Source organism: Streptomyces sp. bgisy027 (genome assembly GCF_057710365.1).
Window position 1 is genome coordinate 19,078 of record NZ_JBYIVZ010000075.1, and the last position, 24,926, is coordinate 44,003.

Sequence of the window (24,926 nt, forward strand, 5' to 3'; positions counted from 1 at the left end):
ATGCCTCGTAAGGGCCCCGCCCCGAAGCGCCCGGTCATCATCGACCCGGTCTACGGTTCTCCTCTTGTCACGTCGCTCATCAACAAGGTGCTGCTGAACGGCAAGCGTTCCACCGCCGAGCGCATCGTCTACGGCGCCATGGAGGGTCTGCGTGAGAAGACGGGTAACGACCCGATCATCACGCTGAAGCGCGCGCTTGAGAACATCAAGCCGACCCTCGAGGTCAAGTCCCGCCGTGTCGGTGGTGCGACGTACCAGGTTCCGATCGAGGTCAAGCCCGGTCGTGCCAACACGCTCGCGCTGCGCTGGCTGGTCGGTTACTCCCGCGCCCGTCGCGAGAAGACCATGACCGAGCGTCTCCTCAACGAGCTTCTCGACGCCTCGAACGGCCTCGGTGCGGCCGTGAAGAAGCGCGAGGACACCCACAAGATGGCCGAGTCCAACAAGGCCTTCGCGCACTACCGCTGGTAGTCGCAGACCCCATCGAGACCGAGAGAAGACTGAAGCCTTATGGCTACCACTTCACTTGACCTGGCCAAGGTCCGCAACATCGGGATCATGGCCCACATCGACGCGGGCAAGACGACCACCACCGAGCGGATCCTCTTCTACACCGGCGTCAGCTACAAGATCGGTGAAGTCCACGACGGCGCTGCCACCATGGACTGGATGGAGCAGGAGCAGGAGCGTGGCATCACGATCACCTCTGCTGCCACCACCTGTCACTGGCCGCTCGAGGACAACGACTACACGATCAACATCATCGACACCCCGGGCCACGTCGACTTCACGGTCGAGGTGGAGCGCTCGCTGCGCGTCCTCGACGGTGCCGTCACGGTGTTCGACGGTGTCGCCGGTGTCGAGCCGCAGTCCGAGACGGTGTGGCGTCAGGCCGACCGTTACGGCGTGCCGCGCATCTGCTTCGTGAACAAGCTGGACCGCACCGGTGCCGAGTTCCACCGCTGCGTCGACATGATCTCGGACCGCCTTGGTGCGCAGCCGCTGGTCATGCAGCTTCCGATCGGTGCCGAGGCCGACTTCAAGGGCGTTGTGGACCTGGTCCGCATGAAGGCGCTCGTGTGGTCCGCCGAGGCCGCCAAGGGCGAGATGTACGACGTCGTCGACATCCCGGCCACGCACACCGAGGCTGCCGAGGAGTACCGCGGCAAGCTGATCGAGGGCGTCGCCGAGAACGACGAAGAGATCATGGAGCTGTACCTGGAGGGCCAGGAGCCCACCGAGGAGCAGCTGTACGCCGCGATCCGTCGCATCACCATCGCGTCCGGCAAGTCGAGCGACACCACGGTCACCCCGGTGTTCTGTGGCACCGCGTTCAAGAACAAGGGCGTGCAGCCCCTGCTCGACGCGGTCGTGCGCTACCTGCCGACCCCCCTGGACGTCGAGGCCATCGAGGGCCACGACGTCAAGGACCCCGAGGTCGTCATCAAGCGCAAGCCGTCCGACGAGGAGCCCCTGTCGGCTCTGGCGTTCAAGATCATGAGCGACCCGCACCTGGGCAAGCTCACCTTCGTCCGGATCTACTCCGGTCGCCTGGAGTCCGGCACCGCCGTGCTGAACTCCGTCAAGGGCAAGAAGGAGCGCATCGGCAAGATCTACCGCATGCACGCGAACAAGCGTGAGGAGATCGATTCGGTGGGCGCCGGCGACATCGTCGCCGTCATGGGCCTGAAGCAGACCACCACCGGTGAGACGCTGAGCGACGACAAGCAGCCGGTGATCCTGGAGTCCATGGACTTCCCGGCGCCGGTCATCCAGGTCGCCATCGAGCCCAAGTCCAAGGGTGACCAGGAGAAGCTGGGTGTCGCCATCCAGCGTCTCGCGGAGGAGGACCCCTCCTTCCAGGTCCACTCGGACGAGGAGACGGGCCAGACCATCATCGGTGGTATGGGCGAGCTGCACCTCGAGGTGCTGGTCGACCGTATGCGCCGTGAGTTCAAGGTCGAGGCCAACGTCGGCAAGCCGCAGGTCGCCTACCGCGAGACGATCCGCAAGGCCGTCGAGCGCGTCGACTACACGCACAAGAAGCAGACTGGTGGTACCGGCCAGTTCGCCAAGGTGCAGATCGCGATCGAGCCGATCGAGGGCGGCGACGCCTCGTACGAGTTCGTGAACAAGGTCACCGGTGGCCGTATCCCGAAGGAGTACATCCCTTCGGTCGACGCCGGTGCGCAGGAGGCCATGCAGTTCGGCATCCTCGCGGGCTACGAGATGACCGGCGTGCGCGTCACGCTGATCGACGGTGGCTACCACGAGGTCGACTCCTCCGAGCTCGCGTTCAAGATCGCCGGTTCGCAGGCCTTCAAGGAGGCCGCGCGCAAGGCCAGCCCCGTGCTGCTCGAGCCGATGATGGCCGTCGAGGTCACCACGCCCGAGGACTACATGGGTGAGGTCATCGGCGACATCAACTCCCGCCGTGGCCAGATCCAGGCCATGGAGGAGCGGGCGGGTGCTCGCGTCGTGAAGGGCCTCGTGCCCCTCTCGGAGATGTTCGGTTACGTCGGCGACCTGCGCAGCAAGACGTCCGGCCGGGCCAGCTACTCCATGCAGTTCGACTCCTACGCCGAGGTTCCGCGGAACGTCGCCGAGGAGATCATCGCGAAGGCCAAGGGCGAGTAACGCACCGCGTTCACACGCTTTAGGCTTGACTCCGGAGCCTGGAGGGGCATTCACCCGCATTCGTGGGGGAATGCCCTCGGGCCCGGGCTTTCCAGCAAAGATCACCTGGCGCCGATGAAGCAAGGCGTTCAGAACCACTCCACAGGAGGACCCCGTGGCGAAGGCGAAGTTCGAGCGGACTAAGCCCCACGTCAACATCGGCACCATCGGTCACATCGACCACGGTAAGACGACCCTTACGGCCGCCATTACCAAGGTGCTGCACGACGCGTACCCGGACCTGAACGAGGCCTCGGCCTTCGACCAGATCGACAAGGCTCCCGAGGAGCGCCAGCGCGGTATCACCATCTCCATCGCGCACGTCGAGTACCAGACCGAGACGCGTCACTACGCCCACGTCGACTGCCCCGGTCACGCGGACTACATCAAGAACATGATCACGGGTGCCGCGCAGATGGACGGCGCCATCCTCGTGGTCGCCGCCACCGACGGCCCGATGCCGCAGACCAAGGAGCACGTGCTCCTGGCCCGCCAGGTCGGCGTTCCGTACATCGTCGTCGCCCTGAACAAGGCCGACATGGTGGACGACGAGGAGATCCTGGAGCTCGTCGAGCTCGAGGTCCGTGAGCTGCTCTCCGAGTACGAGTTCCCGGGCGACGACCTGCCGGTCGTCAAGGTCTCGGCGCTCAAGGCCCTTGAGGGCGACAAGGAGTGGGGCAACACCGTCCTCGAGCTCATGAAGGCCGTGGACGAGAACATCCCGCAGCCCGAGCGTGACGTCGACAAGCCGTTCCTGATGCCGATCGAGGACGTCTTCACGATCACCGGTCGCGGTACGGTCGTCACCGGCCGTATCGAGCGTGGTGTCCTCAAGGTCAACGAGACCGTTGACATCGTGGGCATCAAGCAGGAGAAGACCACCACCACGGTCACCGGCATCGAGATGTTCCGCAAGCTGCTCGACGAGGGCCAGGCCGGTGAGAACGTCGGTCTGCTGCTCCGTGGCATCAAGCGCGAGGACGTCGAGCGCGGCCAGGTCATCATCAAGCCCGGTTCGGTCACGCCGCACACCGAGTTCGAGGCCCAGGCCTACATCCTGTCCAAGGACGAGGGTGGCCGCCACACGCCGTTCTTCAACAACTACCGTCCGCAGTTCTACTTCCGTACGACGGACGTGACCGGCGTCGTGACCCTCCCCGAGGGCACCGAGATGGTCATGCCGGGTGACAACACCGAGATGAAGGTGGAGCTCATCCAGCCCGTCGCCATGGAAGAGGGCCTGAAGTTCGCCATCCGTGAGGGTGGCCGGACGGTCGGCGCCGGCCAGGTCACCAAGATCAACAAGTAATTGTCGATCTGACCTGGCAGCTCCAAGAGCGAGCTCCTGAAGGGGCCCGTACGACTTCGGTCGTACGGGCCCTTTCGCTGTTTCTGAGGGGACGTCACGAGAGGTGGGCCGCAGGCGGTCTCACCCTCGCGGCTCACCCCGAGTGGCAGGCCGATCACGCCTCGCAAAGATTGCTGTGAGGAATCAAGAAAGGTGTCGGCATGGCACATTCAGGCCACTGGGTGCGGTATTCGTCCCGGTTCTGCATAACCTCGCTCACCGCCGCGGCCGCCCTGCTGGCCGGCGCGGTGCCCTCGACGACCGCCGCGGCCACGGACCTCGCTCCGCGGGCCGCCGTCGACGTGACCGGTTTCTCCACGGGCTGGTCGAATCCGTGGGCCATCTCCTTCCTGCCGGACGGGCGCTCGGCACTGGTGACGGAGAACGAGAGCGCCCGTGTCTACCGCCTGCGCGACAACGGCAGCCGGACCCTGATCGGCAAGGTGCCGAAGGTCGCCGTCCTCCAGCCCGGTGACGCCGCCAAGGGCGGGCTCCTGGGTGTCGCTCCGTCCCCGACGTGGGACGGCAGGAAGGACAAGCAGGTGTTCTTCATGCACACCACGGCGACCGGTAGCCGGGTGGTGCGGATGGACTACGACGGCAAGTCGCTCAGCGGCTACAAGGTCGTCCTCGGCGGCCTCAAGCGGGGCTCCAACCACCACGGCGGCAAGATCGCCTTCGGCCCCGACAAGTACCTCTACGTCGCCACCGGCGAGGCCACGCACGCCAGGCTCGCGCAGGACAAGACCTCGCTCAACGGCAAGATCCTGCGGATCACGAAGTCCGGCAAGCCCGCCCCCGGCAACCCGTTCGGCAACCACGTCTACAGCTACGGCCACCGCAACCCGCAGGGCCTGGCGTGGGACCGCAAGGGCCGGCTGTGGTCGGTGGAGATCGGGCAGGAGGCCAAGGACGAACTCAACCTGATCAAGCCCGGAGCCAACTACGGCTGGCCCGGCTGCGAGGGCGTCTGCCACACCAAGGGCATGACCGACCCGAAGGCCACCTGGGACCACACCACGGCCCCCGCCCAGGTCGCCGTCGTGGGCGACGACCTCTACGTGTCGACGCTGCGGGGCTACCAGCTCTGGCGCGTCCCCATCACCGCGGCCCTCCAGGGCAGGGGCGACAGCGCCAGGACCAAGGTCTTCTCGGGCTATGCGCTGCGTGCCCTCGCGAAGGTCCCCGGCAGGAACGAGCTGTGGCTGGGCACCGCGAGACAGGCGAGCGGCGACCGGATTCTCCGCGTGACCGTCGACGAGGCGGTCGGGCAGCGCGCCCGAGGGGCGCCGGGAACCGCGCGACCGTCCAGAACGGCGCCGCGGCCGGACGACGACATGACCCGGCACATCAAGCGGAGCGCGCCCGTCGACGCCGGCGCACCGGCCGGCGCCAAGACGCTGTCGAAGGGATGGCACACCCCCTGGGGCATCTCGTTCCTGCCGAACGGGCGGACCGCCCTGGTGACCGAGCGCCTGTCCTACCAGGTCTACCGCCTGGACCGGAACGGCACCAGGAAGTGGGTCGGCGAGGTGCCGTACACCGTCCCGGAGCCGTACGACGAGGGCGCCGGCGGGCTGCTGGGGGTCGCTCCGTCGCCGACGTGGGACGGCAGGAAGGACAAGCAGGTGTTCTTCGTGCACACCACGAAGAGCGAGACCCGCGTGGTCAGGATGGACTACGACGGCACCTCGCTGCGCAACTACAAGCCGATCCTGACCGGCATCCGGCGGGGCGGCGACCACAACGGCGGCAGGATCGCCTTCGGCCCCGACAAGTACCTGTACGTCACCACGGGCGAGGCCCTGCAACCCAAGCTGGCGCAGGACAAGTCCTCGCTCAACGGCAAGATCCTGCGGATCACCAAGAGCGGCAAGGCGGCGCCCGGCAACCCGTTCGGCAACCACGTCTACAGCTACGGCCACCGCAATCCGCAGGGCCTGGCGTGGGACCGCAAGGGCCGGCTGTGGTCGGTGGAGATCGGCCAGCAGACCCACGACGAACTGAACCTGATCAAGCGGGGCGCCAACTACGGCTGGCCCGGCTGCGAGGGCGTCTGCTCCGTCAAGGGCATGACCGGCCCGAAGGCCACCTTCAGCCCCGAGAAGGGCGTCCCGGCCCAGCTCGCCGTCGTACGCAACGTCCTGTACGTGTCGTCGCTGCGCGGGCAACGCCTGTGGCGCGTGCCGATCGACGGCGACAGCGAACGCCTCGGCGCGAAGACCGCCTTCTATCCCGGCACGTACGGCCGGCTCCGCGCCATCGCCAAGGTGCCCGGCGCGAACGAACTGTGGGTCGGCACCAGCGACCTGGGGTACGGCAACGACAAGATCCTCCGTGTCCCGATCAGGTGAGCCCGGCCCCTTCCCCCTCAAGCAACCCCGAAAGAAGGGACGTACGACCGATGCACGAGACAAAGGAACCGCTGAAGCCCCTTGAGCAGGCCCCCTCGGCGCAGCCGGAGGACACCACCTGGCAGGCCCCCGGCTTCGAGGTCGTGGACACCGCGCTGGAGGTCACCGCCTACTCGCTCAGCACCCGCTAGCGGGCCGCCATGCTGCTGCTGGTACTCGGCACGGCCGCCGGCGGCGGCATCCCCCAGTGGAACTGCGCGTGCCCCGGTTGCTCCGGGGCATGCGCCCACCCGCACCGGCGCCGCCGGCACGCCTCGCTGGCCGTACGGACCGGCGAGGGCCGCTGGTACGTCGTCAACGCGACCCCCGACATCGGCGACCAGATCGAGGAACGGCCCGAACTCCACCCCGGGCCCGGCCCCCGGCAGTCCCCCCTCGCCGGCGTGATCCTCACCGACGCCGAACTCGACCACACCCTGGGCATCGCCCGGCTGCGGGAGGCGGACGGCTTCCAGGTGCTGGCGACGGCCCCGGTCCGGCAGGCTCTGCTGGACCGCCTGCGGCTCGGCGAGGTCCTGGCGCCGTACAGCGACGTGACCTGGCGGGAGCTGCCCGGGCACGGCGCCGAACCCCTGGACGGCACGCCCTCCGGCCTTCAGGTCAGCGGCATCCCGGTCTCCGGCAAGCGCCCGCGGTACGCCGCCGACGCGCCGGACGACGACGCCTGGGTCGTCGCGCTCAGGCTGTACGACCCGTCGTCCGGCGCCTCGGTCCTCTACGCCCCGGCGCTGGCCGCCTGGCCGGACCGCCTTCAGCAGGCCGCCGCCGAGGCCGACTGCGTCCTCGTCGACGGCACCTTCTGGGACGACGAGGAACCCCGCCGCACCGGCATCTCCTCGCGCACCGCCACCGGCATGGGCCACCTGCCCGTCGACGGCCCGGGCGGCACCGCCGAGCGGCTGGCCCCCCTGGCCGCCCGGTGCCTGTACACGCACCTCAACAACACCAACCCCCTCGTCGACCCGGCCGCGCCCCAGCACAAGCGGCTCGCCCGGCTGGGCATCGAGGTGGCGCACGACGGAATGGTGATCGAGCCATGAGCACAGCCGCTGTGAGCACGAGCCCTGCCCCGCCCGAGGAGCCCTGGAGCCCCGCCGAGTTCGAGTCGCGACTGCGTGCGGTGGGGGAGCAGCGCTACCACCACCTGCACCCCTTCAACATCCGGATGCACGGCGGCGACCTCAGCCCGGCGGAACTGCGCCGCTGGATCGTCAACCGCTTCCACTACCAGCGCCACATCCCCGTCAAGGACGCCCTGATCACCGCCAAGCTGCCCACCTCGGAGCTGCGCCGGACGTGGCTGCGCCGCATCCAGGACCACGACGGGGCGCAGAGCGGCGAGGGCGGCATCGAGCGCTGGCTGCGGCTCGGGGAGGCGGCCGGCCTGGACCGCGAGACCCTGCTGCGCGCCGACTCGGTGCTGCCGGGCGTACGGCTGGCGGTCGACGGATACGTCAACTTCTGCCGGCTGCGCCCGCCCCTCGAAGCCGTCGCCGCCTCGCTCACCGAACTGTCCGCCCCGGACCTGATGCGCACCCGCATCGACGCCTTCGAGCGCCACTACCCGTGGATCGACGCCGAGGGCCTCGCCTACTTCCGCACCCGGGTCAGTCAGGGACGGCGCGACAGCCGCGAGGCGCTCGACCTGGTCCTTCGCTGGGCCCGCACCCATGACGACCAGGAGCGTGCCGTGGCCGCGCTGCGTTTCAAGTGCGACGTCCTGTGGTCGCTGCTGGACACCGTGGACGGCGCGGGCCGAGGGGAGCCGGAGTGAGCGGGCCGCCCGGCACCGACTGGCGGCCCGCCCTGGCCCCTGCCACCGTGCGCCGGCACGACCCCGTACGGGACGCGGACCTGCTGCTCCTCCCCGAGCGGGTCGGCGTCCTGACCGGCTCGGCCGGCACGGTGATCGGCCTGTGCGACGGCACCCGCAGCGTCGGCGACATCGTCGCGGAACTGACCGGGCGCTTCCCCGACGCCCCCGTGGCCACCGACGTCCCCCTGTTCCTGGAGCGGCTGCGCGAGGAGGGCTGGCTGCGATGACCCCGAGCGACCCGCCGGCCGGCCCCGCCACGACTCCCGCCCGCCCCTGGGCACTGCTGGCCGAGCTCACCCACGCCTGCCCGCTGCACTGCGGCTACTGCTCCAACCCCCTTGAGCTGACACGCCGTTCGAGCGAGCTGACCACGCAGCAGTGGACGGACGTGCTGCGCCAGGCGGGCGAGCTCGGCGTCGTCCAGACGCATCTGTCGGGCGGCGAGCCGCTGCTGCGCCGGGACCTGGCGGAGATCGTCGCCGCGGCCGAGGCGGCCGGCATCTACACCCAGCTGGTCACCAGCGGCGTGGGCCTGAGCGAACGGCGCCTCGCCGCACTGGCCGCCGCCGGACTGAAGAGCGTCCAGCTGTCCGTCCAGCACGCCGACCCGCGCGCCTCCGACCGCATCGCCGGGCGCCGCTCCTTCGCCGAGAAGGAACGCGCCGCCGAGCTGGTGCGGGACGCGGGTCTGCCGCTCGGCATGAACGTCGTCCTGCACCGCGAGAACCTGGACGCCCTGGACGCGCTCGTCGAGCTGGGCGTGTCCTGGGGCGTGGACCGCGTCGAGCTCGCCAACGTCCAGTTCTACGGCTGGGGCCTGCTCAACCGGGCCGCGCTGCTGCCCACCCGCGAGCAGCTCGCGGGCGCGCGGGAGGCGGTCCAGCGGTGGCGCGGGCGGCTCCCGGACGGGCCCGAGCTGGTCTGGGTCGTCCCCGACTACTTCGACGGCGTCGCCAAGCCGTGCATGGGCGGCTGGGGAGCGGTCTCGCTCACGGTCGCCCCCGACGGCACGGTCCTGCCGTGCCCCGCCGCGGCCGCGCTGCCGGACCTGGATCCCCCGAACGTCCGTGATCACCGGCTGGACTGGATCTGGGACCACTCCGGGGCGTTCACCCGCTACCGCGGCACCGGCTGGATGCCCGACCCCTGCCGCGGCTGTTCACGTCGCGAGGAGGACTTCGGCGGCTGCCGCTGCCAGGCCTACGCGCTCACGGGGGACGCCACCCGTACGGATCCCGCGTGCGCGCTCTCGCCGGACCATGGGCTGATCCGGGGGCTGGCCGAGGCCGAACCGGACGGAACGGTAAAGATCAGACGTCGGGTGCCGGGCCGGGACAAGGGAGCCGCCGCCCGGGTTTGACCCGCGTCACCCTCGGGGTATTCTCTCCGGCTCGATTGGCGGACCCCCTGCCCCATATGGCAGACTGTCCGAGTTGCTCGGTCGAGTGTTGATGCTGCGCGCCTCCCGCCGGGAGGACCGGAAGCGAGTCCCACAGTACTCGTCGCCCTAACTGCCGTAAGGCAGCGCTGGGGCGGACGTACGGGAATCTTCCGGGAAGTGTCAGTGCGGCGCCGACCAGGCACCCGGTGGACCTCCTAGTCCCCGGCTTGCGGTTCCGGAAGGGCCGTGCTCCCAGGCAAGGGATGTTCGAACAAGGGGCATCTGTGTCAGCGAGAGCGCGACACGCCCGACCGCGTGGGTCGGAGAGCAGGGCACAGGAACACCGGGTTCCAGAGCGTTACGAGACAAAGGACTACTGAGTAGCCATGGCGGGACAGAAGATCCGCATCCGGCTCAAGGCCTACGACCACGAGGTCATCGACTCCTCGGCGAAGAAGATCGTCGAGACGGTGACCCGCACTGGTGCGTCGGTCGCGGGCCCGGTGCCGCTGCCCACTGAGAAGAACGTGTACTGCGTCATCAAGTCGCCGCACAAGTACAAGGACTCGCGCGAGCACTTCGAGATGCGCACGCACAAGCGCCTGATCGACATCCTCGACCCGACGCCCAAGACCGTTGACTCTCTGATGCGACTCGACCTCCCGGCCGGTGTCGACATCGAGATCAAGCTCTAGGGGCCGGTGATCTGAGAATGGCTAAGCAGATCAAGGGCATCCTGGGCGAGAAGCTCGGCATGACGCAGGTGTGGGACGCGAACAACCGCGTTGTTCCGGTCACCGTCGTCAAGGCCGGCCCGAACGTCGTCACCCAGGTCCGCACGAACGACGCCGACGGCTATGAGTCCGTCCAGATCGCGTTCGGCGACATCGACCCGCGCAAGGTGAACAAGCCCCTCAAGGGCCACTTCGCGAAGGCCGACGTCACCCCCCGTCGTCACCTCGTCGAGATCCGCACCGCGGACGCCGCCGAGTACACCCTCGGCCAGGAGATCACCGCTGAGGTGTTCGAGGCCGGCGTGAAGGTCGACGTGACCGGCAAGAGCAAGGGCAAGGGCTTCGCCGGTGTCATGAAGCGTCACAACTTCAAGGGCCTCGGCGCCGGACACGGCACCCAGCGCAAGCACCGCTCGCCCGGTTCCATCGGTGGCTGCGCCACCCCGGGCCGCGTGTTCAAGGGCCTCCGCATGGCGGGTCGTATGGGCAACGAGCGGGTCACCACCCAGAACCTGACCGTCCACGCCGTTGACGCGGAGAAGGGTCTGCTGCTCATCAAGGGCGCGGTTCCCGGTCCGAACGGCGGCCTCGTCCTGGTCCGCACCGCGGCCAAGGGGGCCTGAGGTAACCGATGAGCACTGTTGACATCCTTTCGCCGGCGGGCGACAAGGCCGGTACCGTCGAGCTCCCCGCGGAGATCTTCGACGTAGAGAAGATCAGCGTTCCGCTGCTTCACCAGGTCGTCGTCGCGCAGCTGGCCGCTGCCCGCCAGGGCACGCACAAGACCAAGACGCGTGGCGAGGTCCGTGGTGGTGGCAAGAAGCCTTACCGCCAGAAGGGCACCGGTCGCGCCCGTCAGGGTTCGACCCGCGCGCCGCAGTTCGCCGGTGGTGGCGTCGTGCACGGTCCCGTGCCGCGTGACTACTCGCAGCGGACCCCGAAGAAGATGAAGGCCGCGGCCCTGCGCCACGCCCTCACCGACCGGGCCCGCAACAACCGCATCCACGTCGTCTCCGGCGTGATCGAGGGCGAGACCCCCAGCACCAAGGCCGCGAAGAGCCTGTTCGGCAAGATCAGCGAGCGCAAGAACCTGCTCCTGATCGTCGAGCGCGCCGACGAGGCCGCGTGGCTGTCCGCCCGCAACCTGCCCCAGGTCCACATCCTGGAGCCGGGCCAGCTGAACACGTACGACGTTCTCGTCTCGGACGACGTGGTCTTCACCCAGGCCGCGTTCGAGTCCTTCGTGTCGGGCCCGAAGGCCAATGACACCGAAGGGAGCGAGGCCTGATGGCTACGCGTCACCCGAGCATTGCCTCCAAGGCGGCCAAGGCCGCCAAGGCCGCGCGCGTCGCCAAGGCGCGTCGTCACGCCGCCGAGGGCAAGAACACCGTCGAGACCCCGGTCAGCAAGTCCTTCACGGACCCCCGTGACGTGCTGCTGAAGCCGGTCGTCTCCGAGAAGAGCTACGCGCTTCTCGACGAGGGCAAGTACACGTTCATCGTCGCCCCGAGCGCCAACAAGACCCAGATCAAGCAGGCCGTCCAGGCGGTCTTCGACGTCAAGGTCACTGGGGTCAACACGATCAACCGCCAGGGCAAGCGCAAGCGCACCCGCACCGGCTTCGGCCAGCGCGCGGGCACCAAGCGCGCGATCGTGACCCTCGCCGAGGGCGACCGTATCGACATCTTCGGCGGTCCGACCGCCTGAGGGCGGTCCGGATCGTCCGATATCGGACGAGGACTGAGAAATGGGAATCCGCAAGTACAAGCCGACTACGCCGGGCCGTCGCGGCTCCAGCGTCGCCGACTTCGTCGAGGTCACGCGGTCCACGCCGGAGAAGTCGCTGGTCCGCCCCCTGCACAGCAAGGGCGGCCGTAACAACGCCGGTCGTGTGACCGTTCGCCACCAGGGTGGCGGACACAAGCGCGCCTACCGAGTGATCGACTTCCGTCGTCACGACAAGGACGGCGTGCCGGCGAAGGTCGCGCACATCGAGTACGACCCCAACCGCACCGCGCGCATCGCGCTGCTGCACTACGCCGACGGCGAGAAGCGCTACATCCTCGCCCCGCGCAACCTGCAGCAGGGTGACCGCGTCGAGAACGGTCCCGGGGCCGACATCAAGCCGGGCAACAACCTGGCGCTCCGCAACATCCCGGTCGGTACCACGATCCACGCGATCGAGCTCCGTCCCGGTGGCGGCGCCAAGTTCGCCCGCTCCGCCGGTGCCTCCGTGCAGCTGCTCGCGAAGGAGGGCTCGATGGCCCACCTCCGCATGCCCTCCGGTGAGATCCGCCTGGTCGACCAGCGCTGCCGCGCCACGGTCGGCGAGGTCGGCAACGCCGAGCAGAGCAACATCAACTGGGGCAAGGCCGGCCGCAAGCGCTGGCTGGGCGTCCGCCCGACCGTTCGCGGTGTGGCGATGAACCCGGTTGACCACCCCCACGGTGGTGGTGAGGGCAAGACCTCCGGTGGTCGCCACCCGGTCAGCCCCTGGGGTCAGAAGGAAGGTCGTACTCGTTCGCCCAAGAAGGCGTCGAACAAGTACATCGTCCGCCGCCGCAAGACGAACAAGAAGCGCTAGGAGCGGGTTTAGATGCCGCGCAGTCTCAAGAAGGGGCCCTTCGTCGACGGACACCTCATCAAGAAGGTGGACGCCCAGAACGAAGCCGGCACCAAGAACGTCATCAAGACCTGGTCCCGTCGCTCCATGATCGTGCCGGCCATGCTCGGCCACACGCTCGCGGTGCACAACGGCAAGACCCACATCCCGGTGTTCGTCACCGAGTCGATGGTCGGCCACAAGCTCGGCGAGTTCTCGCCGACGCGCACCTTCCGGGGCCACGTCAAGGACGACCGGAAGTCGAAGCGCCGCTAGTAGCGGATCGCATTCAGACACGTAAGTAACTGAGAGGGACAACCATGGAAGCCAGGGCCCAGGCGCGGTACATCCGCGTTACGCCCATGAAGGCCCGCCGCGTGGTGGACCTTATCCGTGGCATGGATGCCACGGAGGCTCAGGCTGTTCTGCGATTCGCTCCGCAGGCAGCCTCCGTGCCGGTCGGCAAGGTGCTCGACAGCGCCATCGCCAACGCCGCGCACAACTACGACCACCCGGACGCCTCCTCGCTGGTCATCAGCGAGGCGTACGTCGACGAGGGCCCGACCCTGAAGCGGTTCCGTCCGCGTGCCCAGGGCCGTGCCTACCGGATCCGCAAGCGGACCAGCCACATCACTGTGGTCGTCAGCAGCAAGGAAGGAACCCGGTAATGGGCCAGAAGGTTAACCCGCATGGGTTCCGGCTCGGTGTCACCACGGACTTCAAGTCCCGGTGGTACGCCGACAAGCTGTACAAGGACTACGTCAAGGAAGACGTCGCCATCCGTCGGATGATGACGTCCGGCATGGAGCGCGCCGGTATCTCGAAGGTTGAGATCGAGCGCACCCGTGACCGCGTGCGGGTGGACATCCACACCGCTCGTCCGGGCATCGTCATCGGCCGCCGTGGCGCCGAGGCCGACCGCATCCGCGGTGACCTCGAGAAGCTCACGGGCAAGCAGGTCCAGCTGAACATCCTCGAGGTCAAGAACCCCGAGACCGACGCTCAGCTGGTTGCCCAGGCCGTTGCCGAGCAGCTCTCCTCCCGCGTCTCCTTCCGCCGCGCCATGCGTAAGAGCATGCAGTCGGCGATGAAGGCCGGCGCCAAGGGCATCAAGATCCAGTGCGGCGGCCGCCTCGGTGGCGCCGAGATGTCCCGCTCGGAGTTCTACCGCGAGGGCCGTGTGCCCCTGCACACGCTCCGCGCGAACGTGGACTACGGCTTCTTCGAGGCCAAGACGACCTTCGGCCGCATCGGCGTGAAGGTCTGGATCTACAAGGGCGACGTCAAGAACATCGCCGAGGTCCGCGCCGAGAACGCTGCGGCCCGTGCGGGTAACCGCCCGGCCCGTGGTGGTGCCGACCGCCCGGCCCGTGGTGGCCGTGGTGGCGAGCGGCGCGGTCGCAAGCCGCAGCAGGCTGCCGGCGCCGAGGCCCCCAAGGCCGAGGCCCAGGCGTCCGCTCCGGCTGAGAGCACCGGAACGGAGGCCTGACCGAAATGCTGATCCCCCGTAGGGTCAAGCACCGCAAGCAGCACCACCCCAAGCGCTCCGGCGCTGCCAAGGGTGGCACGACGGTTGCGTTCGGCGAGTACGGCATCCAGGCGCTCACCCCGGCCTACGTGACGAACCGTCAGATCGAGGCCGCTCGTATTGCCATGACGCGTCACATCAAGCGTGGTGGCAAGGTCTGGATCAACATCTACCCGGACCGTCCCCTCACCAAGAAGCCTGCCGAGACCCGCATGGGTTCCGGTAAGGGTTCTCCGGAGTGGTGGATCGCCAACGTCAAGCCCGGACGCGTGATGTTCGAGCTGTCGTACCCCAACGAGAAGATCGCCCGTGAGGCTCTGACTCGCGCCGCCCACAAGCTGCCGATGAAGTGCCGGATCGTCAAGCGCGAGGCAGGTGAAGCGTGATGTCGGCCGGTACCAAGGCGTCCGAGCTGCGCGAGCTGGGCAACGAGGAGCTTCTGGCGAAGCTCCGCGAGGCCAAGGAAGAGCTGTTCAACCTCCGCTTCCAGGCGGCGACCGGTCAGCTCGAGAACCACGGCCGTCTCAAGGCGGTCCGCAAGGACATCGCGCGGATCTACACCCTGATGCGCGAGCGTGAGCTGGGCATCGAAACGGTGGAGAACGCCTGATGAGCGAGAAGAACGTGACTGAGAACGCAGAGGCGCGCGGTTTCCGCAAGACCCGTGAGGGTCTCGTCGTCAGCGACAAGATGGACAAGACCGTCGTCGTCGCCGTCGAGGACCGTGTGAAGCACGCGCTGTACGGCAAGGTCATCCGCCGTACGAACAAGCTCAAGGCGCACGACGAGCAGAACGCCGCGGGCGTCGGCGACCGTGTCCTCCTCATGGAGACCCGGCCGCTGTCCGCGACGAAGCGCTGGCGCGTCGTCGAGATCCTCGAGAAGGCCAAGTAATTTCCTGCGGGGGTAATCCCGCAGGACAGTTCCGCCAGGCTCGGCAGGGGTCCACCTCGTAACGAGGCGGCCCCTGCCGGGAACCGGCAGACAAACAGGAGATAGACGTGATCCAGCAGGAGTCGCGACTGCGTGTCGCCGACAACACTGGTGCGAAGGAAATCCTTTGCATCCGTGTGCTCGGTGGCTCCGGTCGCCGCTACGCGGGTATCGGTGACGTCATCGTCGCCACCGTCAAGGACGCGATCCCCGGTGGCAACGTGAAGAAGGGTGACGTCGTCAAGGCGGTCATCGTTCGCACCGTCAAGGAGCGCCGCCGTCCGGACGGCTCGTACATCCGCTTCGACGAGAACGCCGCCGTCATTCTGAAGAACGACGGTGACCCTCGCGGCACCCGCATCTTCGGCCCGGTCGGGCGTGAGCTGCGCGAGAAGAAGTTCATGAAGATCATCTCGCTGGCTCCGGAGGTGCTGTAGGCATGAAGATCAAGAAGGGCGACCTGGTCCAGGTCATCACCGGCAAGGACAAGGGCAAGCAGGGCAAGGTCATTGCCGCTTACCCGCGCGACGAGCGTGTCCTGGTCGAGGGTGTCAACCGGGTCAAGAAGCACACCAAGGCCGGTCCGACCGCTCGCGGTTCGCAGGCCGGCGGCATCGTCACGACCGAGGCGCCGATCCACGTCTCCAACGTCCAGCTGGTCGTTGAGAAGGACGGCAACAAGGTCGTCACGCGTGTCGGCTACCGCTTCGACGACGAAGGCAACAAGATCCGCGTTGCCAAGCGGACGGGTGAGGACATCTGATGGCTACCACCACCACTCCGCGTCTGAAGACGAAGTACCGCGAGGAGATCGCGGGCAAGCTGCGTGACGAGTTCAAGTACGAGAACGTCATGCAGGTTCCCGGCCTCGTCAAGATCGTGGTCAACATGGGTGTGGGCGACGCCGCCCGCGACTCCAAGCTGATCGAGGGCGCCATCCGCGACCTCACCACGATCACCGGTCAGAAGCCGGCCGTCACCAAGGCCCGCAAGTCCATCGCGCAGTTCAAGCTGCGTGAGGGCCAGCCGATCGGTGCCCACGTCACGCTCCGTGGCGACCGCATGTGGGAGTTCCTGGACCGCACCCTGTCGCTCGCGCTCCCGCGCATCCGCGACTTCCGTGGTCTGTCCCCCAAGCAGTTCGACGGCCGTGGCAACTACACCTTCGGTCTCACCGAGCAGGTCATGTTCCACGAGATCGACCAGGACAAGATCGACCGTACCCGGGGTATGGACATCACCGTGGTGACCACGGCGACCAACGACGCTGAGGGCCGCGCGCTCCTTCGTCACCTCGGCTTCCCGTTCAAGGAGGCGTGAGCGAGATGGCGAAGAAGGCTCTGATTGCCAAGGCTGCTCGCAAGCCCAAGTTCGGTGTGCGTGGCTACACGCGCTGCCAGCGCTGCGGCCGTCCGCACTCCGTGTACCGCAAGTTCGGCCTGTGCCGCGTGTGCCTTCGTGAGATGGCTCACCGTGGCGAGCTGCCGGGCGTGACCAAGAGCTCCTGGTAATCCCCCTAATAAGGGATTCCGGAGTCTCTCGGTAAGCATCTGGGTGGACAGGGGCCCACCCCCGCATGGCTTAGGCTTGTGGGGTTGGGCGCCTGTCACGCCCGTACGACTTACTACGCCGTAGGTCCACCGCGCCGCACCCGTCCCGTCTCGGATCGGGGAGAGGGATGGCGCATCAGGAAACCCCGGCGAGAGAGGCCGAAGGCCAATTCATGACCATGACTGATCCGATCGCAGACATGCTTACGCGTCTGCGGAACGCGAACTCGGCATACCACGACTCCGTGACGATGCCGGCATCGAAGATCAAGTCGCACATCGCGGAGATCCTCCAGCAGGAGGGCTTCATCACGGGCTGGAAGGTCGAGGACGCCGAGGTCGGCAAGAACCTCGTCCTCGAGCTGAAGTTCGGCCCGAACCGTGAGCGCTCCATCGCGGGCATCAAGCGGATCTCCAAGCCCGGTCTCCGGGTGTACGCGAAGTCCACCAACCTGCCCAAGGTTCTGGGCGGCCTCGGCGTGGCGATCATCTCCACGTCCCACGGGCTCCTCACCGACAAGCAGGCCGGCAAGAAGGGCGTAGGCGGAGAAGTCCTCGCCTACGTCTGGTAGCAGAAGGGAACGGAGGAAACAGCTATGTCGCGCATCGGCAAGCTCCCCATCGCGGTTCCCGCCGGCGTGGACGTCACCATCGACGGCCAGACGGTCTCGGTCAAGGGCCCCAAGGGCAGCCTGATCCACACCGTCGTGGCGCCGATCGAGATCGCCAAGGGCGAGGACGGCGTGCTCAGCGTCACCCGCCCCAACGACGAGCGTCAGAACAAGGCCCTGCACGGCCTGTCCCGCACGCTGGTGGCGAACATGATCACCGGCGTGACCCAGGGTTACGTGAAGAAGCTCGAGATCAGCGGTGTCGGTTACCGCGTTGTCGCCAAGGGCTCGAACCTGGAGTTCTCCCTCGGTTACAGCCACCCGATCCTGGTCGAGGCGCCCGAGGGCATCACCTTCAAGGTGGAGGCCCCCACGCGCTTCTCCGTCGAGGGCATCGACAAGCAGAAGGTCGGCGAGGTTGCGGCCAACATCCGCAAGCTGCGCAAGCCCGACCCGTACAAGGCCAAGGGCGTCAAGTACGAGGGCGAAGTCATCCGCCGCAAGGTCGGAAAGGCGGGTAAGTAAGCCATGGCATACGGACAGAAGATCCTCAAGGGCGACGCCTACAAGCGCGCCGCGATCAAGCGCCGCCACATCCGGATCCGTAAGCACATCAACGGAACGGCGGAGCGTCCGCGTCTGGTCGTTACCCGCTCGAACCGCCACATCGTGGCCCAGGTGATCGACGACCTCAAGGGTCACACCCTTGCGTCGGCGTCCACCCTGGACACCTCGATCCGCGGTGGCGAGGGCGACAAGTCCGCGCAGGCCAAGCAGGTCGGAGCCCTGGTCGCCGAGCGCGCCAAGGCCGCTGGCGTCGAGGCCGTCGTATTCGACCGTGGTGGCAACCAGTACGCCGGGCGCATCGCCGCCCTGGCGGACGCCGCCCGCGAAGCCGGACTCAAGTTCTGAGCCGCTTCCGTAGCTAGCGGAAAAAGAGAGAGGTAATTCCAATGGCTGGACCCCAGCGCCGCGGTGGCGGTGCCGGTGGCGGCGAGCGGCGGGACCGGAAGGGCCGTGACGGCGGCGCAGCTGCCGCCGAGAAGACCGCTTACGTTGAGCGCGTTGTCGCGATCAACCGTGTCGCCAAGGTTGTGAAGGGTGGTCGTCGCTTCAGCTTCACCGCGCTGGTCGTGGTGGGCGACGGTGACGGCACCGTGGGTGTCGGTTACGGCAAGGCCAAGGAGGTGCCGGCCGCCATCGCCAAGGGCGTTGAGGAGGCCAAGAAGCACTTCTTCAAGGTCCCCCGTATCCAGGGCACCATCCCGCACCCGATCCAGGGTGAGAAGGCTGCCGGCGTCGTGCTGCTCAAGCCCGCGTCGCCCGGTACCGGTGTTATCGCCGGTGGTCCGGTGCGTGCCGTGCTCGAGTGCGCCGGTATCCACGACATCCTGTCGAAGTCGCTCGGCTCCGACAACGCGATCAACATCGTGCACGCGACCGTGGAGGCCCTGAAGGGTCTGCAGCGTCCCGAGGAGGTCGCGGCCCGCCGCGGTCTGCCGCTCGAGGACGTCGCCCCCGCGGCTCTTCTCCGTGCGCGCGCCGGGGCGGGTGCGTAATCATGGCGCAGCTCAAGATTACGCAGGTCAAGTCCTACATCGGCAGCAAGCAGAACCACCGTGACACCCTGCGCTCCCTTGGTCTCAAGGGCATCAACACGCAGGTCGTCAAGGAGGACCGCCCCGAGTTCCGCGGCATGGTGCACACCGTCCGCCACCTCGTGACGGTCGAGGAGGTCGACTGATCATGGCGGAGCAGAACCCGCTCAAGATCCACAACCTCCGTCCCGCCCCGGGCGCCAAGACCGCCAAGACCCGTGTCGGTCGTGGTGAGGCGTCGAAGGGTAAGACGGCCGGTCGTGGTACCAAGGGCACGAAGGCTCGTTACCAGGTTCCGGAGCGCTTCGAGGGTGGCCAGATGCCCCTCCACATGCGTCTTCCGAAGCTGAAGGGCTTCAAGAACCCGTTCAAGACCGAGTACCAGGTCGTGAACCTCGACAAGCTGGCGTCGCTGTACCCCGAGGGTGGCGAGGTCACCGTCGAGGGTCTGGTCGCCAAGGGTGCCGTTCGCAAGAACAGCCTCGTCAAGGTCCTCGGCCAGGGCGAGATCTCCGTGGCGCTGCAGGTGACGGTCGACGCCGTCTCCGGCTCCGCCAAGGAGAAGATCACCGCCGCCGGCGGTACCGTCACCGAGCTCGTCTGAACACTTCAGGCGACTCGATGACTTGAGCGATCCCGACCGGGGATACCCCACAAATGGGGTATCCCCGGTTGGTCGTTCCAAGGGGGGCGGTCTCGCCGGTAAGGTGGCCTGCACTGCCTACTTTTACTGAGTGGTTCTTGTGAGGCACTCTGAGCGGCAGTTGACCGTTAGCTAAGTCGTTCCTATTAGTCGAACCTCAAGACCGTCACCCTTGACGCAGTTGCGCGGGGGTCGCAGGAGGCACCGTGCTCACCGCGTTCGCCCGGGCGTTCAAGACGCCCGACCTGCGCAAGAAGCTGCTCTTCACGTTCGCCATCATCGTGGTGTATCGGATCGGTACCCACATTCCGATTCCCGGCGTCGACTACTCGGCCGTCCAGGTCTGCATCGACCAGGCCAGCACCAACACGGGCCTGTTCGGTCTGGTCAACATGTTCAGCGGCGGCGCGCTGCTTCAGATCACGATCTTCGCGCTCGGCATCATGCCGTACATCACGGCGAGCATCATCCTTCAGCTGCTGACCGTCGTGATCCCGCGCCTGGAAGCCCTCAAGAAAGAGGGCCAGGCGGGGACGGCCAAGATCACGCAGTACACCCGCTACCTGACCGTTGCGCTCGCCATTCTTCAGGGCACCGGCCTGGTGGCCACCGCCCGCAGCGGCGCGCTCTTCCAGGGCTGCCAGGTGTCCGGCCAGATCGTTCCTGACCAGTCGATCTTCACGACCGTCACCATGGTCATCACCATGACCGCCGGTACGGCCGTCGTCATGTGGCTCGGTGAGCTCATCACCGACCGCGGCATCGGCAACGGCATGTCGATCCTGATGTTCATCTCGATCGCCGCGACCTTCCCGTCCGCGCTGTGGGCCATCAAGCAAGAGGGCTCGCTGGCCGACGGCTGGATCGAGTTCGGCACCGTGGTCGCCGTCGGTCTCGTCATGATCGGCTTGGTGGTCTTCGTCGAGCAGGCTCAGCGCCGTATCCCGGTCCAGTACGCGAAGCGCATGATCGGCCGCCGGTCCTACGGCGGCACGTCGACGTACATTCCGCTGAAGGTCAACCAGGCGGGCATTATCCCTGTGATCTTTGCCTCGTCGCTGCTCTACATCCCGGCACTGATCGCGCAGTTCTCCGGTGGCAACGCCGGCTGGAAGGCCTGGGTCGAACAGAACCTCGCGAAGACAGACGCTCCGCTGCACATCACGCTCTACTTCTTCCTGATTGTGTTCTTCGCGTTCTTCTACGTGGCTATCTCGTTCAACCCCGAGGAAGTCGCGGACAACATGAAGAAGTATGGTGGCTTCATCCCGGGCATCCGGGCTGGCCGACCGACCGCTGAGTACCTTTCCTACGTGCTCAACCGGATCACCTGGCCGGGCTCGCTGTACTTGGGTCTGATCGCTCTCGTGCCGACGATGGCGTTGGCTGGTTTCGGGGCAAACCAGAACTTCCCGTTCGGTGGTACCAGCATCCTGATCATCGTGGGTGTCGGTCTTGAAACGGTGAAGCAGATCGAGAGCCAGCTCCAGCAGCGCAATTACGAAGGGTTCCTCCGCTGATGCGTATCGTCCTCGTCGGGCCGCCGGGTGCCGGCAAGGGAACGCAGGCCGCGTTCCTCGCCCAGAACCTGTCGATCCCGCACATCTCCACGGGCGACCTGTTCCGCGCCAACATCAGCCAGCAGACGGAGCTCGGGAAGCTCGCGAAGTCCTACATGGACGCGGGCAACCTGGTGCCGGACGAGGTCACCATCGGGATGGCCAAGGACCGCATGGAGAAGCCGGACGCCGAGAACGGCTTCCTGCTGGACGGTTTTCCGCGCAACGTGTCCCAGGCCGAGGCACTGGACGAGATGCTCCAGTCCGAGAGCATGAAGCTGGACGCGGTCCTGGACCTGGAAGTCCCCGAGGAAGAGGTCGTCAAGCGGATCGCCGGGCGGCGGATCTGCCGCAAGGACTCCAGCCACGTCTTCCACGTGACGTACAGCAAGCCGAAGGCGGAGGGCGTCTGCGACGTCTGCGGCGGCGAGCTGTACCAGCGTGACGACGACTCGGAGGAGACGGTCCGCAAGCGCCTCGAGGTCTACCACACGCAGACCGAGCCGATCATCGACTACTACAAGGCGCAGGGACTGGTCGTCACCATCTCCGCGCTGGGCAAGGTCGAAGAGGTCACGGGGCGCGCGATGGAGGCGCTCAAGCGTGACGAGGACGGCAAGCAGTAGCGTTCTCAGCAGGTACGCAGCACTGGCCGCGGTTCCCTTCGAGGGGGCCGCGGCTGCTGTGTGGGGCGGGGTGTTGCGGCTCCGCCCTTATGGTTGAAGCAGTCCCTCCACCCGGCAGGAAAGGCCCCCGTCCCCATGGTGCAGATCAAGACCCCCGAGCAGATCGCCAAGATGCGTGAGGCGGGGCTGGTCGTCGCCGCCATTCACGCGGCCACGCGCGAAGCCGCGGTGCCCGGGGCCAGCACCAAGGATCTGGACGAGGTCGCCCGCAAGGTGCTCGCCGAGCACGGTGCCAAGTCGAACTTCCTCGGCTACGGCGGCTTTCCCGCGACGATCTGCACCTCCGTGAACGATGTCGTCGTCCACGGCATCCCGTCCGAGGACGTCGTCCTGAAGGACGGCGACATCATCTCCATCGACTGCGGCGCCATCATCGACGGCTGGCACGGCGACGCCGCCTACACCGCCTTCGTGGGCTCCGGTCACGCTCCGGAGCTGATCGAGCTCTCCCGGGTGACCGAGGGGTCGATGTGGGCCGGTATCGCGGCCATGAAGCAGGGCAACCGCCTGGTCGACGTCTCCCGTGCCATCGAGACCTACATCCGCCGCCAGCCGAAGCCCGGCGGCGGCCGCTACGGCATCATCGAGGACTACGGCGGCCACGGCATCGGCACCGAGATGCACATGGACCCGCACCTGCTGAACTACGTGGAGCGCCGGCGAGGGAAGGGGCCGAAGCTGGTCACCGGCTTCTGCCTCGCGATCGAGCCGATGGTCTCGCTGGGCACGCCGAAGACGGAGGTCCTGTCGGACGACTGGACCGTCATCACCACGGACGGGACCTGGTCGTCGCACTGGGAGCACTCGGTCGCGCTGACCGAGGAGGGTCCGCTGGTGCTGACGGCGCCCGACGGCGGCAAGGCCAAGCTGGCCGAGTTCGGAATCGTCGCCGCGCCGGATCCGCTGGCCTGAGCGACCCTTCCGCGAACCCGGTGCTTAATGATCTGCCGGTCAGGGCAGGATTCCCCGATTCGTCTTTCCGGGTGCGCTGACGTAGACTGACTCGTCGGCTCTCGTGCACCCGCATGTCCGCATGCGCCCGCAAGGGAAAGCACTGGAGTCGATCAAGGTAGTCGATTCCGAAGGGCGAAGCGTGGCCAAGAAGCAAGGTGCCATCGAGATCGAGGGCACTGTCGTCGAGTCTCTGCCGAACGCCATGTTCAAGGTCGAGCTCCAGAACGGCCACCAGGTCCTGGCACACATCAGCGGCAAGATGCGTATGCACTACATCCGCATCCTCCCTGACGACCGGGTCGTGGTGGAGCTGTCTCCGTACGACCTGACGCGTGGCCGGATCGTCTACCGCTACAAGTAGATCTTGCCCGCATCCCGCTCCGGCGGGGTGGTGGCACTGACCCGGAGAACCTCAATCCCATGAAGGTCAAGCCGAGCGTCAAGAAGATCTGCGACAAGTGCAGGGTGATCCGCCGTCACGGTCGGGTCATGGTCATCTGCGAGAACCCGCGCCACAAGCAGCGCCAGGGCTGACGCACGACCGATCCCTCTGCATCCATCGCAGAGATTCGCGCGACGCAAGCTGAATATGTTCATACGCAGAATCCAGGCGAACCTTTGCCTGACACCCCCGGTTCGGAGGCCGGGGACTCAGTTCGTACCTCGTACGGCGGCTGGGACTCGGTTCTGCGGAAGACCTCCGAAGATCACCAGGAGCCATTGAATGGCACGCGTTTCCGGTGTTGACATCCCGCGCGAAAAGCGCGTGGAGGTCGCCCTGACCTACGTGTTCGGCATCGGCCGGACGCTCTCCCAGCAGACGCTGGCCGAGACCGGCATCGACCCGAACACGCGCGTTCGCGACCTCTCCGAGGAGCAGCTCGTCGCGATTCGTGAGTACGTCGACAACAACATCAAGACCGAGGGTGACCTCCGTCGCGAGATCCAGGCCGACATCCGCCGCAAGGTCGAGATCGGTTGCTACCAGGGTCTCCGTCACCGTCGCGGTCTGCCCGTCCGCGGTCAGCGCACCAGCACGAACGCCCGTACCCGCAAGGGCCCGCGTCGCGCCATCGCCGGCAAGAAGAAGCCGGGCAAGAAGTAGTCCACAGCGGACTTCGCCGTCCAGCGGTCTTCGCTGTAGGACCGACCACCTCCCGTAGGAGTACAGATGCCCCCCAAGGGTCGTCAGGGCGCTGCCAAGAAGGTGCGCCGCAAGGAAAAGAAGAACGTCGCTCACGGCCACGCGCACATCAAGAGCACGTTCAACAACACGATCGTCTCCATCACGGACCCGTCCGGCAACGTGATCTCCTGGGCCTCCGCCGGCCACGTCGGCTTCAAGGGCTCCCGGAAGTCCACGCCGTTCGCCGCGCAGATGGCCGCCGAGTCGGCTGCCCGCCGCGCGCAGGAGCACGGCATGCGCAAGGTCGACGTGTTCGTGAAGGGTCCGGGTTCCGGTCGTGAGACCGCGATCCGTTCGCTGCAGGCCACGGGCCTCGAGGTCGGCTCCATCCAGGACGTCACCCCGACCCCGCACAACGGCTGCCGTCCGCCGAAGCGTCGTCGCGTCTGACGTACGACTGCTTCACGCAGGCTTGGTTTCGGGCGGTACGGCTCTGTAAGGCCGTATCGCCCGTACCCTTGCAGTACCCGTCCCTTTTGCCGGGGACGGTTCCGTCGGGCGTCAAATAGCGGGCGTCCACGAAAGAAGGATCTGATCCACACATGCTGATCGCTCAGCGTCCCTCGTTGACCGAAGAGGTCGTCGACGAATTCCGCTCCCGGTTCGTGATCGAGCCGCTGGAGCCGGGCTTCGGCTACACCCTCGGCAACTCCCTGCGTCGCACCCTTCTGTCCTCGATCCCGGGTGCGGCGGTCACGTCCATCCGT

The 24,926-nt window shown here is 67.1% G+C and carries 37 protein-coding genes and 1 pseudogene; all 38 read left to right on the forward strand.

Annotated features, from left to right (window positions below; all coding sequences use genetic code 11):
* Nucleotides 1-471: a 30S ribosomal protein S7 gene (gene rpsG, locus AC3ETA_RS43900; protein WP_003992340.1), complete on the forward strand. Its 471-nt coding sequence runs from the start codon at nucleotides 1-3 to the stop codon at nucleotides 469-471.
* 39 nt (nucleotides 472-510) lie between these two features.
* Nucleotides 511-2,637, forward strand: coding sequence for an elongation factor G (gene fusA / locus AC3ETA_RS43905; protein WP_432198505.1), 2,127 nt, complete (start codon nucleotides 511-513; stop codon nucleotides 2,635-2,637).
* Between the two features lie 154 nt (nucleotides 2,638-2,791).
* The gene (gene tuf / locus AC3ETA_RS43910) at nucleotides 2,792-3,985 is read left to right on the forward strand and encodes an elongation factor Tu (RefSeq protein ID WP_030046358.1); all 1,194 of its coding nucleotides are present in this window, start codon (nucleotides 2,792-2,794) and stop codon (nucleotides 3,983-3,985) included.
* A gap of 200 nt (nucleotides 3,986-4,185) precedes the next feature.
* Nucleotides 4,186-6,378 (forward strand): PQQ-dependent sugar dehydrogenase, encoded by a 2,193-nt coding sequence (locus tag AC3ETA_RS43915; RefSeq protein WP_432198506.1) that lies wholly within the window; start codon nucleotides 4,186-4,188, stop codon nucleotides 6,376-6,378.
* Between the two features lie 50 nt (nucleotides 6,379-6,428).
* Nucleotides 6,429-6,569, forward strand: coding sequence for a pyrroloquinoline quinone precursor peptide PqqA (pqqA, locus tag AC3ETA_RS43920; RefSeq protein WP_432198507.1), 141 nt, complete (start codon nucleotides 6,429-6,431; stop codon nucleotides 6,567-6,569).
* Between the two features lie 9 nt (nucleotides 6,570-6,578).
* Nucleotides 6,579-7,478: a pyrroloquinoline quinone biosynthesis protein PqqB gene (pqqB, locus tag AC3ETA_RS43925; RefSeq protein WP_432198508.1), complete on the forward strand. Its 900-nt coding sequence runs from the start codon at nucleotides 6,579-6,581 to the stop codon at nucleotides 7,476-7,478.
* Nucleotides 7,475-8,212 carry a pyrroloquinoline-quinone synthase PqqC gene (gene pqqC, locus AC3ETA_RS43930; RefSeq protein ID WP_432198509.1) on the forward strand — a complete coding sequence of 246 codons (738 nt, stop codon included), beginning with the start codon at nucleotides 7,475-7,477 and terminating at the stop codon, nucleotides 8,210-8,212. Before pqqB ends, pqqC begins: the two co-directional genes overlap by 4 nt.
* Nucleotides 8,209-8,481 (forward strand): pyrroloquinoline quinone biosynthesis peptide chaperone PqqD, encoded by a 273-nt coding sequence (gene pqqD / locus AC3ETA_RS43935; RefSeq protein ID WP_432198510.1) that lies wholly within the window; start codon nucleotides 8,209-8,211, stop codon nucleotides 8,479-8,481. The genes pqqC and pqqD overlap by 4 nt, the downstream gene beginning before the upstream one ends.
* Nucleotides 8,478-9,614, forward strand: coding sequence for a pyrroloquinoline quinone biosynthesis protein PqqE (pqqE, locus tag AC3ETA_RS43940; RefSeq protein WP_432198511.1), 1,137 nt, complete (start codon nucleotides 8,478-8,480; stop codon nucleotides 9,612-9,614). The genes pqqD and pqqE overlap by 4 nt, the downstream gene beginning before the upstream one ends.
* A 407-nt stretch (nucleotides 9,615-10,021) precedes the next feature.
* A complete protein-coding gene (gene rpsJ, locus AC3ETA_RS43945) occupies nucleotides 10,022-10,330 on the forward strand; it encodes a 30S ribosomal protein S10 (RefSeq protein WP_003948644.1) in 309 nt (102 codons plus the stop codon).
* 17 nt (nucleotides 10,331-10,347) lie between these two features.
* Entirely contained in the window at nucleotides 10,348-10,992 is a 645-nt protein-coding gene (gene rplC, locus AC3ETA_RS43950) for a 50S ribosomal protein L3 (RefSeq protein WP_030952368.1), read from the forward strand.
* An 8-nt stretch (nucleotides 10,993-11,000) separates the two neighbouring features.
* On the forward strand, nucleotides 11,001-11,657 hold the full coding sequence (rplD, locus tag AC3ETA_RS43955) for a 50S ribosomal protein L4 (protein ID WP_030952370.1): 657 nt from the start codon (nucleotides 11,001-11,003) through the stop codon (nucleotides 11,655-11,657).
* Nucleotides 11,657-12,076: a 50S ribosomal protein L23 gene (rplW, locus tag AC3ETA_RS43960; RefSeq protein ID WP_030952372.1), complete on the forward strand. Its 420-nt coding sequence runs from the start codon at nucleotides 11,657-11,659 to the stop codon at nucleotides 12,074-12,076. Before rplD ends, rplW begins: the two co-directional genes overlap by 1 nt.
* Before the next feature lie 40 nt (nucleotides 12,077-12,116).
* Entirely contained in the window at nucleotides 12,117-12,953 is an 837-nt protein-coding gene (rplB, locus tag AC3ETA_RS43965) for a 50S ribosomal protein L2 (RefSeq protein ID WP_007494772.1), read from the forward strand.
* A gap of 12 nt (nucleotides 12,954-12,965) precedes the next feature.
* Nucleotides 12,966-13,247: a 30S ribosomal protein S19 gene (gene rpsS / locus AC3ETA_RS43970; RefSeq protein ID WP_030952374.1), complete on the forward strand. Its 282-nt coding sequence runs from the start codon at nucleotides 12,966-12,968 to the stop codon at nucleotides 13,245-13,247.
* A gap of 44 nt (nucleotides 13,248-13,291) precedes the next feature.
* On the forward strand, nucleotides 13,292-13,639 hold the full coding sequence (gene rplV / locus AC3ETA_RS43975; protein ID WP_026290933.1) for a 50S ribosomal protein L22: 348 nt from the start codon (nucleotides 13,292-13,294) through the stop codon (nucleotides 13,637-13,639).
* Nucleotides 13,639-14,460: a 30S ribosomal protein S3 gene (rpsC, locus tag AC3ETA_RS43980; RefSeq protein ID WP_380853521.1), complete on the forward strand. Its 822-nt coding sequence runs from the start codon at nucleotides 13,639-13,641 to the stop codon at nucleotides 14,458-14,460. The genes rplV and rpsC overlap by 1 nt, the downstream gene beginning before the upstream one ends.
* A gap of 5 nt (nucleotides 14,461-14,465) precedes the next feature.
* A complete protein-coding gene (gene rplP, locus AC3ETA_RS43985; RefSeq protein WP_030967307.1) occupies nucleotides 14,466-14,885 on the forward strand; it encodes a 50S ribosomal protein L16 in 420 nt (139 codons plus the stop codon).
* Nucleotides 14,885-15,109: a 50S ribosomal protein L29 gene (gene rpmC / locus AC3ETA_RS43990; protein WP_007494763.1), complete on the forward strand. Its 225-nt coding sequence runs from the start codon at nucleotides 14,885-14,887 to the stop codon at nucleotides 15,107-15,109. Before rplP ends, rpmC begins: the two co-directional genes overlap by 1 nt.
* Nucleotides 15,109-15,393: a 30S ribosomal protein S17 gene (rpsQ, locus tag AC3ETA_RS43995; protein WP_018543912.1), complete on the forward strand. Its 285-nt coding sequence runs from the start codon at nucleotides 15,109-15,111 to the stop codon at nucleotides 15,391-15,393. Before rpmC ends, rpsQ begins: the two co-directional genes overlap by 1 nt.
* 107 nt (nucleotides 15,394-15,500) lie before the next feature.
* Nucleotides 15,501-15,869 (forward strand): 50S ribosomal protein L14, encoded by a 369-nt coding sequence (rplN, locus tag AC3ETA_RS44000; RefSeq protein WP_003998823.1) that lies wholly within the window; start codon nucleotides 15,501-15,503, stop codon nucleotides 15,867-15,869.
* A 2-nt stretch (nucleotides 15,870-15,871) separates the two neighbouring features.
* A complete protein-coding gene (rplX, locus tag AC3ETA_RS44005) occupies nucleotides 15,872-16,195 on the forward strand; it encodes a 50S ribosomal protein L24 (RefSeq protein ID WP_053674523.1) in 324 nt (107 codons plus the stop codon).
* The gene (gene rplE / locus AC3ETA_RS44010) at nucleotides 16,195-16,752 is read left to right on the forward strand and encodes a 50S ribosomal protein L5 (RefSeq protein ID WP_015658460.1); all 558 of its coding nucleotides are present in this window, start codon (nucleotides 16,195-16,197) and stop codon (nucleotides 16,750-16,752) included. The genes rplX and rplE overlap by 1 nt, the downstream gene beginning before the upstream one ends.
* A gap of 5 nt (nucleotides 16,753-16,757) precedes the next feature.
* The gene (locus AC3ETA_RS44015; protein ID WP_003948630.1) at nucleotides 16,758-16,943 is read left to right on the forward strand and encodes a type Z 30S ribosomal protein S14; all 186 of its coding nucleotides are present in this window, start codon (nucleotides 16,758-16,760) and stop codon (nucleotides 16,941-16,943) included.
* Nucleotides 16,944-17,155: 212 nt separating this feature from the next.
* Complete coding sequence (gene rpsH, locus AC3ETA_RS44020) at nucleotides 17,156-17,554, forward strand: 30S ribosomal protein S8 (RefSeq protein WP_007384075.1); 399 nt, start codon at nucleotides 17,156-17,158, stop codon at nucleotides 17,552-17,554.
* Nucleotides 17,555-17,578: 24 nt separating this feature from the next.
* A complete protein-coding gene (rplF, locus tag AC3ETA_RS44025; RefSeq protein WP_432198512.1) occupies nucleotides 17,579-18,118 on the forward strand; it encodes a 50S ribosomal protein L6 in 540 nt (179 codons plus the stop codon).
* A 3-nt stretch (nucleotides 18,119-18,121) separates the two neighbouring features.
* Nucleotides 18,122-18,505 (forward strand): 50S ribosomal protein L18, encoded by a 384-nt coding sequence (rplR, locus tag AC3ETA_RS44030; RefSeq protein WP_030967303.1) that lies wholly within the window; start codon nucleotides 18,122-18,124, stop codon nucleotides 18,503-18,505.
* Nucleotides 18,506-18,546: 41 nt separating this feature from the next.
* Nucleotides 18,547-19,152, forward strand: a complete 606-nt coding sequence (rpsE, locus tag AC3ETA_RS44035) for a 30S ribosomal protein S5 (RefSeq protein ID WP_015658456.1) — start codon at nucleotides 18,547-18,549, stop codon at nucleotides 19,150-19,152.
* 2 nt (nucleotides 19,153-19,154) lie between these two features.
* The gene (rpmD, locus tag AC3ETA_RS44040; protein ID WP_003974250.1) at nucleotides 19,155-19,337 is read left to right on the forward strand and encodes a 50S ribosomal protein L30; all 183 of its coding nucleotides are present in this window, start codon (nucleotides 19,155-19,157) and stop codon (nucleotides 19,335-19,337) included.
* A 2-nt stretch (nucleotides 19,338-19,339) separates the two neighbouring features.
* Nucleotides 19,340-19,795, forward strand: a complete 456-nt coding sequence (rplO, locus tag AC3ETA_RS44045) for a 50S ribosomal protein L15 (RefSeq protein ID WP_031477826.1) — start codon at nucleotides 19,340-19,342, stop codon at nucleotides 19,793-19,795.
* Nucleotides 19,796-20,040: 245 nt separating this feature from the next.
* Nucleotides 20,041-21,354 carry a preprotein translocase subunit SecY gene (secY, locus tag AC3ETA_RS44050; RefSeq protein WP_432198513.1) on the forward strand — a complete coding sequence of 438 codons (1,314 nt, stop codon included), beginning with the start codon at nucleotides 20,041-20,043 and terminating at the stop codon, nucleotides 21,352-21,354.
* The gene (locus tag AC3ETA_RS44055) at nucleotides 21,354-22,019 is read left to right on the forward strand and encodes an adenylate kinase (RefSeq protein WP_432198514.1); all 666 of its coding nucleotides are present in this window, start codon (nucleotides 21,354-21,356) and stop codon (nucleotides 22,017-22,019) included. The genes secY and AC3ETA_RS44055 overlap by 1 nt, the downstream gene beginning before the upstream one ends.
* A 135-nt stretch (nucleotides 22,020-22,154) precedes the next feature.
* Nucleotides 22,155-22,991, forward strand: a complete 837-nt coding sequence (gene map, locus AC3ETA_RS44060; RefSeq protein WP_432198515.1) for a type I methionyl aminopeptidase — start codon at nucleotides 22,155-22,157, stop codon at nucleotides 22,989-22,991.
* Between the two features lie 181 nt (nucleotides 22,992-23,172).
* Nucleotides 23,173-23,394 (forward strand): translation initiation factor IF-1, encoded by a 222-nt coding sequence (gene infA, locus AC3ETA_RS44065; protein ID WP_003948620.1) that lies wholly within the window; start codon nucleotides 23,173-23,175, stop codon nucleotides 23,392-23,394.
* Nucleotides 23,395-23,453: 59 nt separating this feature from the next.
* A complete protein-coding gene (gene rpmJ / locus AC3ETA_RS44070; RefSeq protein ID WP_003998809.1) occupies nucleotides 23,454-23,567 on the forward strand; it encodes a 50S ribosomal protein L36 in 114 nt (37 codons plus the stop codon).
* 190 nt (nucleotides 23,568-23,757) lie between these two features.
* Nucleotides 23,758-24,138: a 30S ribosomal protein S13 gene (gene rpsM, locus AC3ETA_RS44075; protein ID WP_020135802.1), complete on the forward strand. Its 381-nt coding sequence runs from the start codon at nucleotides 23,758-23,760 to the stop codon at nucleotides 24,136-24,138.
* Nucleotides 24,139-24,204: 66 nt separating this feature from the next.
* Nucleotides 24,205-24,609, forward strand: coding sequence for a 30S ribosomal protein S11 (gene rpsK / locus AC3ETA_RS44080; RefSeq protein WP_003956432.1), 405 nt, complete (start codon nucleotides 24,205-24,207; stop codon nucleotides 24,607-24,609).
* Between the two features lie 152 nt (nucleotides 24,610-24,761).
* Nucleotides 24,762-24,926, forward strand: a pseudogene (locus AC3ETA_RS44085) (DNA-directed RNA polymerase subunit alpha); the annotation flags it as partial.

Coding starts and splice junctions, on each gene's coding strand:
- rpsG (WP_003992340.1), top strand. CDS start 1: ATGCCTCGTAAGGGCCCCGCCCCGAAGCGCCCGGTCATCATCGACCCG.
- fusA (WP_432198505.1), top strand. CDS start 511: ATGGCTACCACTTCACTTGACCTGGCCAAGGTCCGCAACATCGGGATC.
- AC3ETA_RS43915 (WP_432198506.1), top strand. CDS start 4,186: ATGGCACATTCAGGCCACTGGGTGCGGTATTCGTCCCGGTTCTGCATA.
- pqqA (WP_432198507.1), top strand. CDS start 6,429: ATGCACGAGACAAAGGAACCGCTGAAGCCCCTTGAGCAGGCCCCCTCG.
- pqqB (WP_432198508.1), top strand. CDS start 6,579: ATGCTGCTGCTGGTACTCGGCACGGCCGCCGGCGGCGGCATCCCCCAG.
- pqqC (WP_432198509.1), top strand. CDS start 7,475: ATGAGCACAGCCGCTGTGAGCACGAGCCCTGCCCCGCCCGAGGAGCCC.
- pqqE (WP_432198511.1), top strand. CDS start 8,478: ATGACCCCGAGCGACCCGCCGGCCGGCCCCGCCACGACTCCCGCCCGC.
- rpsJ (WP_003948644.1), top strand. CDS start 10,022: ATGGCGGGACAGAAGATCCGCATCCGGCTCAAGGCCTACGACCACGAG.
- rplC (WP_030952368.1), top strand. CDS start 10,348: ATGGCTAAGCAGATCAAGGGCATCCTGGGCGAGAAGCTCGGCATGACG.
- rplD (WP_030952370.1), top strand. CDS start 11,001: ATGAGCACTGTTGACATCCTTTCGCCGGCGGGCGACAAGGCCGGTACC.
- rplW (WP_030952372.1), top strand. CDS start 11,657: ATGGCTACGCGTCACCCGAGCATTGCCTCCAAGGCGGCCAAGGCCGCC.
- rplB (WP_007494772.1), top strand. CDS start 12,117: ATGGGAATCCGCAAGTACAAGCCGACTACGCCGGGCCGTCGCGGCTCC.
- rpsS (WP_030952374.1), top strand. CDS start 12,966: ATGCCGCGCAGTCTCAAGAAGGGGCCCTTCGTCGACGGACACCTCATC.
- rplV (WP_026290933.1), top strand. CDS start 13,292: ATGGAAGCCAGGGCCCAGGCGCGGTACATCCGCGTTACGCCCATGAAG.
- rpsC (WP_380853521.1), top strand. CDS start 13,639: ATGGGCCAGAAGGTTAACCCGCATGGGTTCCGGCTCGGTGTCACCACG.
- rplP (WP_030967307.1), top strand. CDS start 14,466: ATGCTGATCCCCCGTAGGGTCAAGCACCGCAAGCAGCACCACCCCAAG.
- rpmC (WP_007494763.1), top strand. CDS start 14,885: ATGTCGGCCGGTACCAAGGCGTCCGAGCTGCGCGAGCTGGGCAACGAG.
- rpsQ (WP_018543912.1), top strand. CDS start 15,109: ATGAGCGAGAAGAACGTGACTGAGAACGCAGAGGCGCGCGGTTTCCGC.
- rplX (WP_053674523.1), top strand. CDS start 15,872: ATGAAGATCAAGAAGGGCGACCTGGTCCAGGTCATCACCGGCAAGGAC.
- rplE (WP_015658460.1), top strand. CDS start 16,195: ATGGCTACCACCACCACTCCGCGTCTGAAGACGAAGTACCGCGAGGAG.
- AC3ETA_RS44015 (WP_003948630.1), top strand. CDS start 16,758: ATGGCGAAGAAGGCTCTGATTGCCAAGGCTGCTCGCAAGCCCAAGTTC.
- rpsH (WP_007384075.1), top strand. CDS start 17,156: ATGACCATGACTGATCCGATCGCAGACATGCTTACGCGTCTGCGGAAC.
- rplF (WP_432198512.1), top strand. CDS start 17,579: ATGTCGCGCATCGGCAAGCTCCCCATCGCGGTTCCCGCCGGCGTGGAC.
- rplR (WP_030967303.1), top strand. CDS start 18,122: ATGGCATACGGACAGAAGATCCTCAAGGGCGACGCCTACAAGCGCGCC.
- rpsE (WP_015658456.1), top strand. CDS start 18,547: ATGGCTGGACCCCAGCGCCGCGGTGGCGGTGCCGGTGGCGGCGAGCGG.
- rpmD (WP_003974250.1), top strand. CDS start 19,155: ATGGCGCAGCTCAAGATTACGCAGGTCAAGTCCTACATCGGCAGCAAG.
- rplO (WP_031477826.1), top strand. CDS start 19,340: ATGGCGGAGCAGAACCCGCTCAAGATCCACAACCTCCGTCCCGCCCCG.
- AC3ETA_RS44055 (WP_432198514.1), top strand. CDS start 21,354: ATGCGTATCGTCCTCGTCGGGCCGCCGGGTGCCGGCAAGGGAACGCAG.
- map (WP_432198515.1), top strand. CDS start 22,155: ATGGTGCAGATCAAGACCCCCGAGCAGATCGCCAAGATGCGTGAGGCG.
- rpmJ (WP_003998809.1), top strand. CDS start 23,454: ATGAAGGTCAAGCCGAGCGTCAAGAAGATCTGCGACAAGTGCAGGGTG.
- rpsM (WP_020135802.1), top strand. CDS start 23,758: ATGGCACGCGTTTCCGGTGTTGACATCCCGCGCGAAAAGCGCGTGGAG.
- rpsK (WP_003956432.1), top strand. CDS start 24,205: ATGCCCCCCAAGGGTCGTCAGGGCGCTGCCAAGAAGGTGCGCCGCAAG.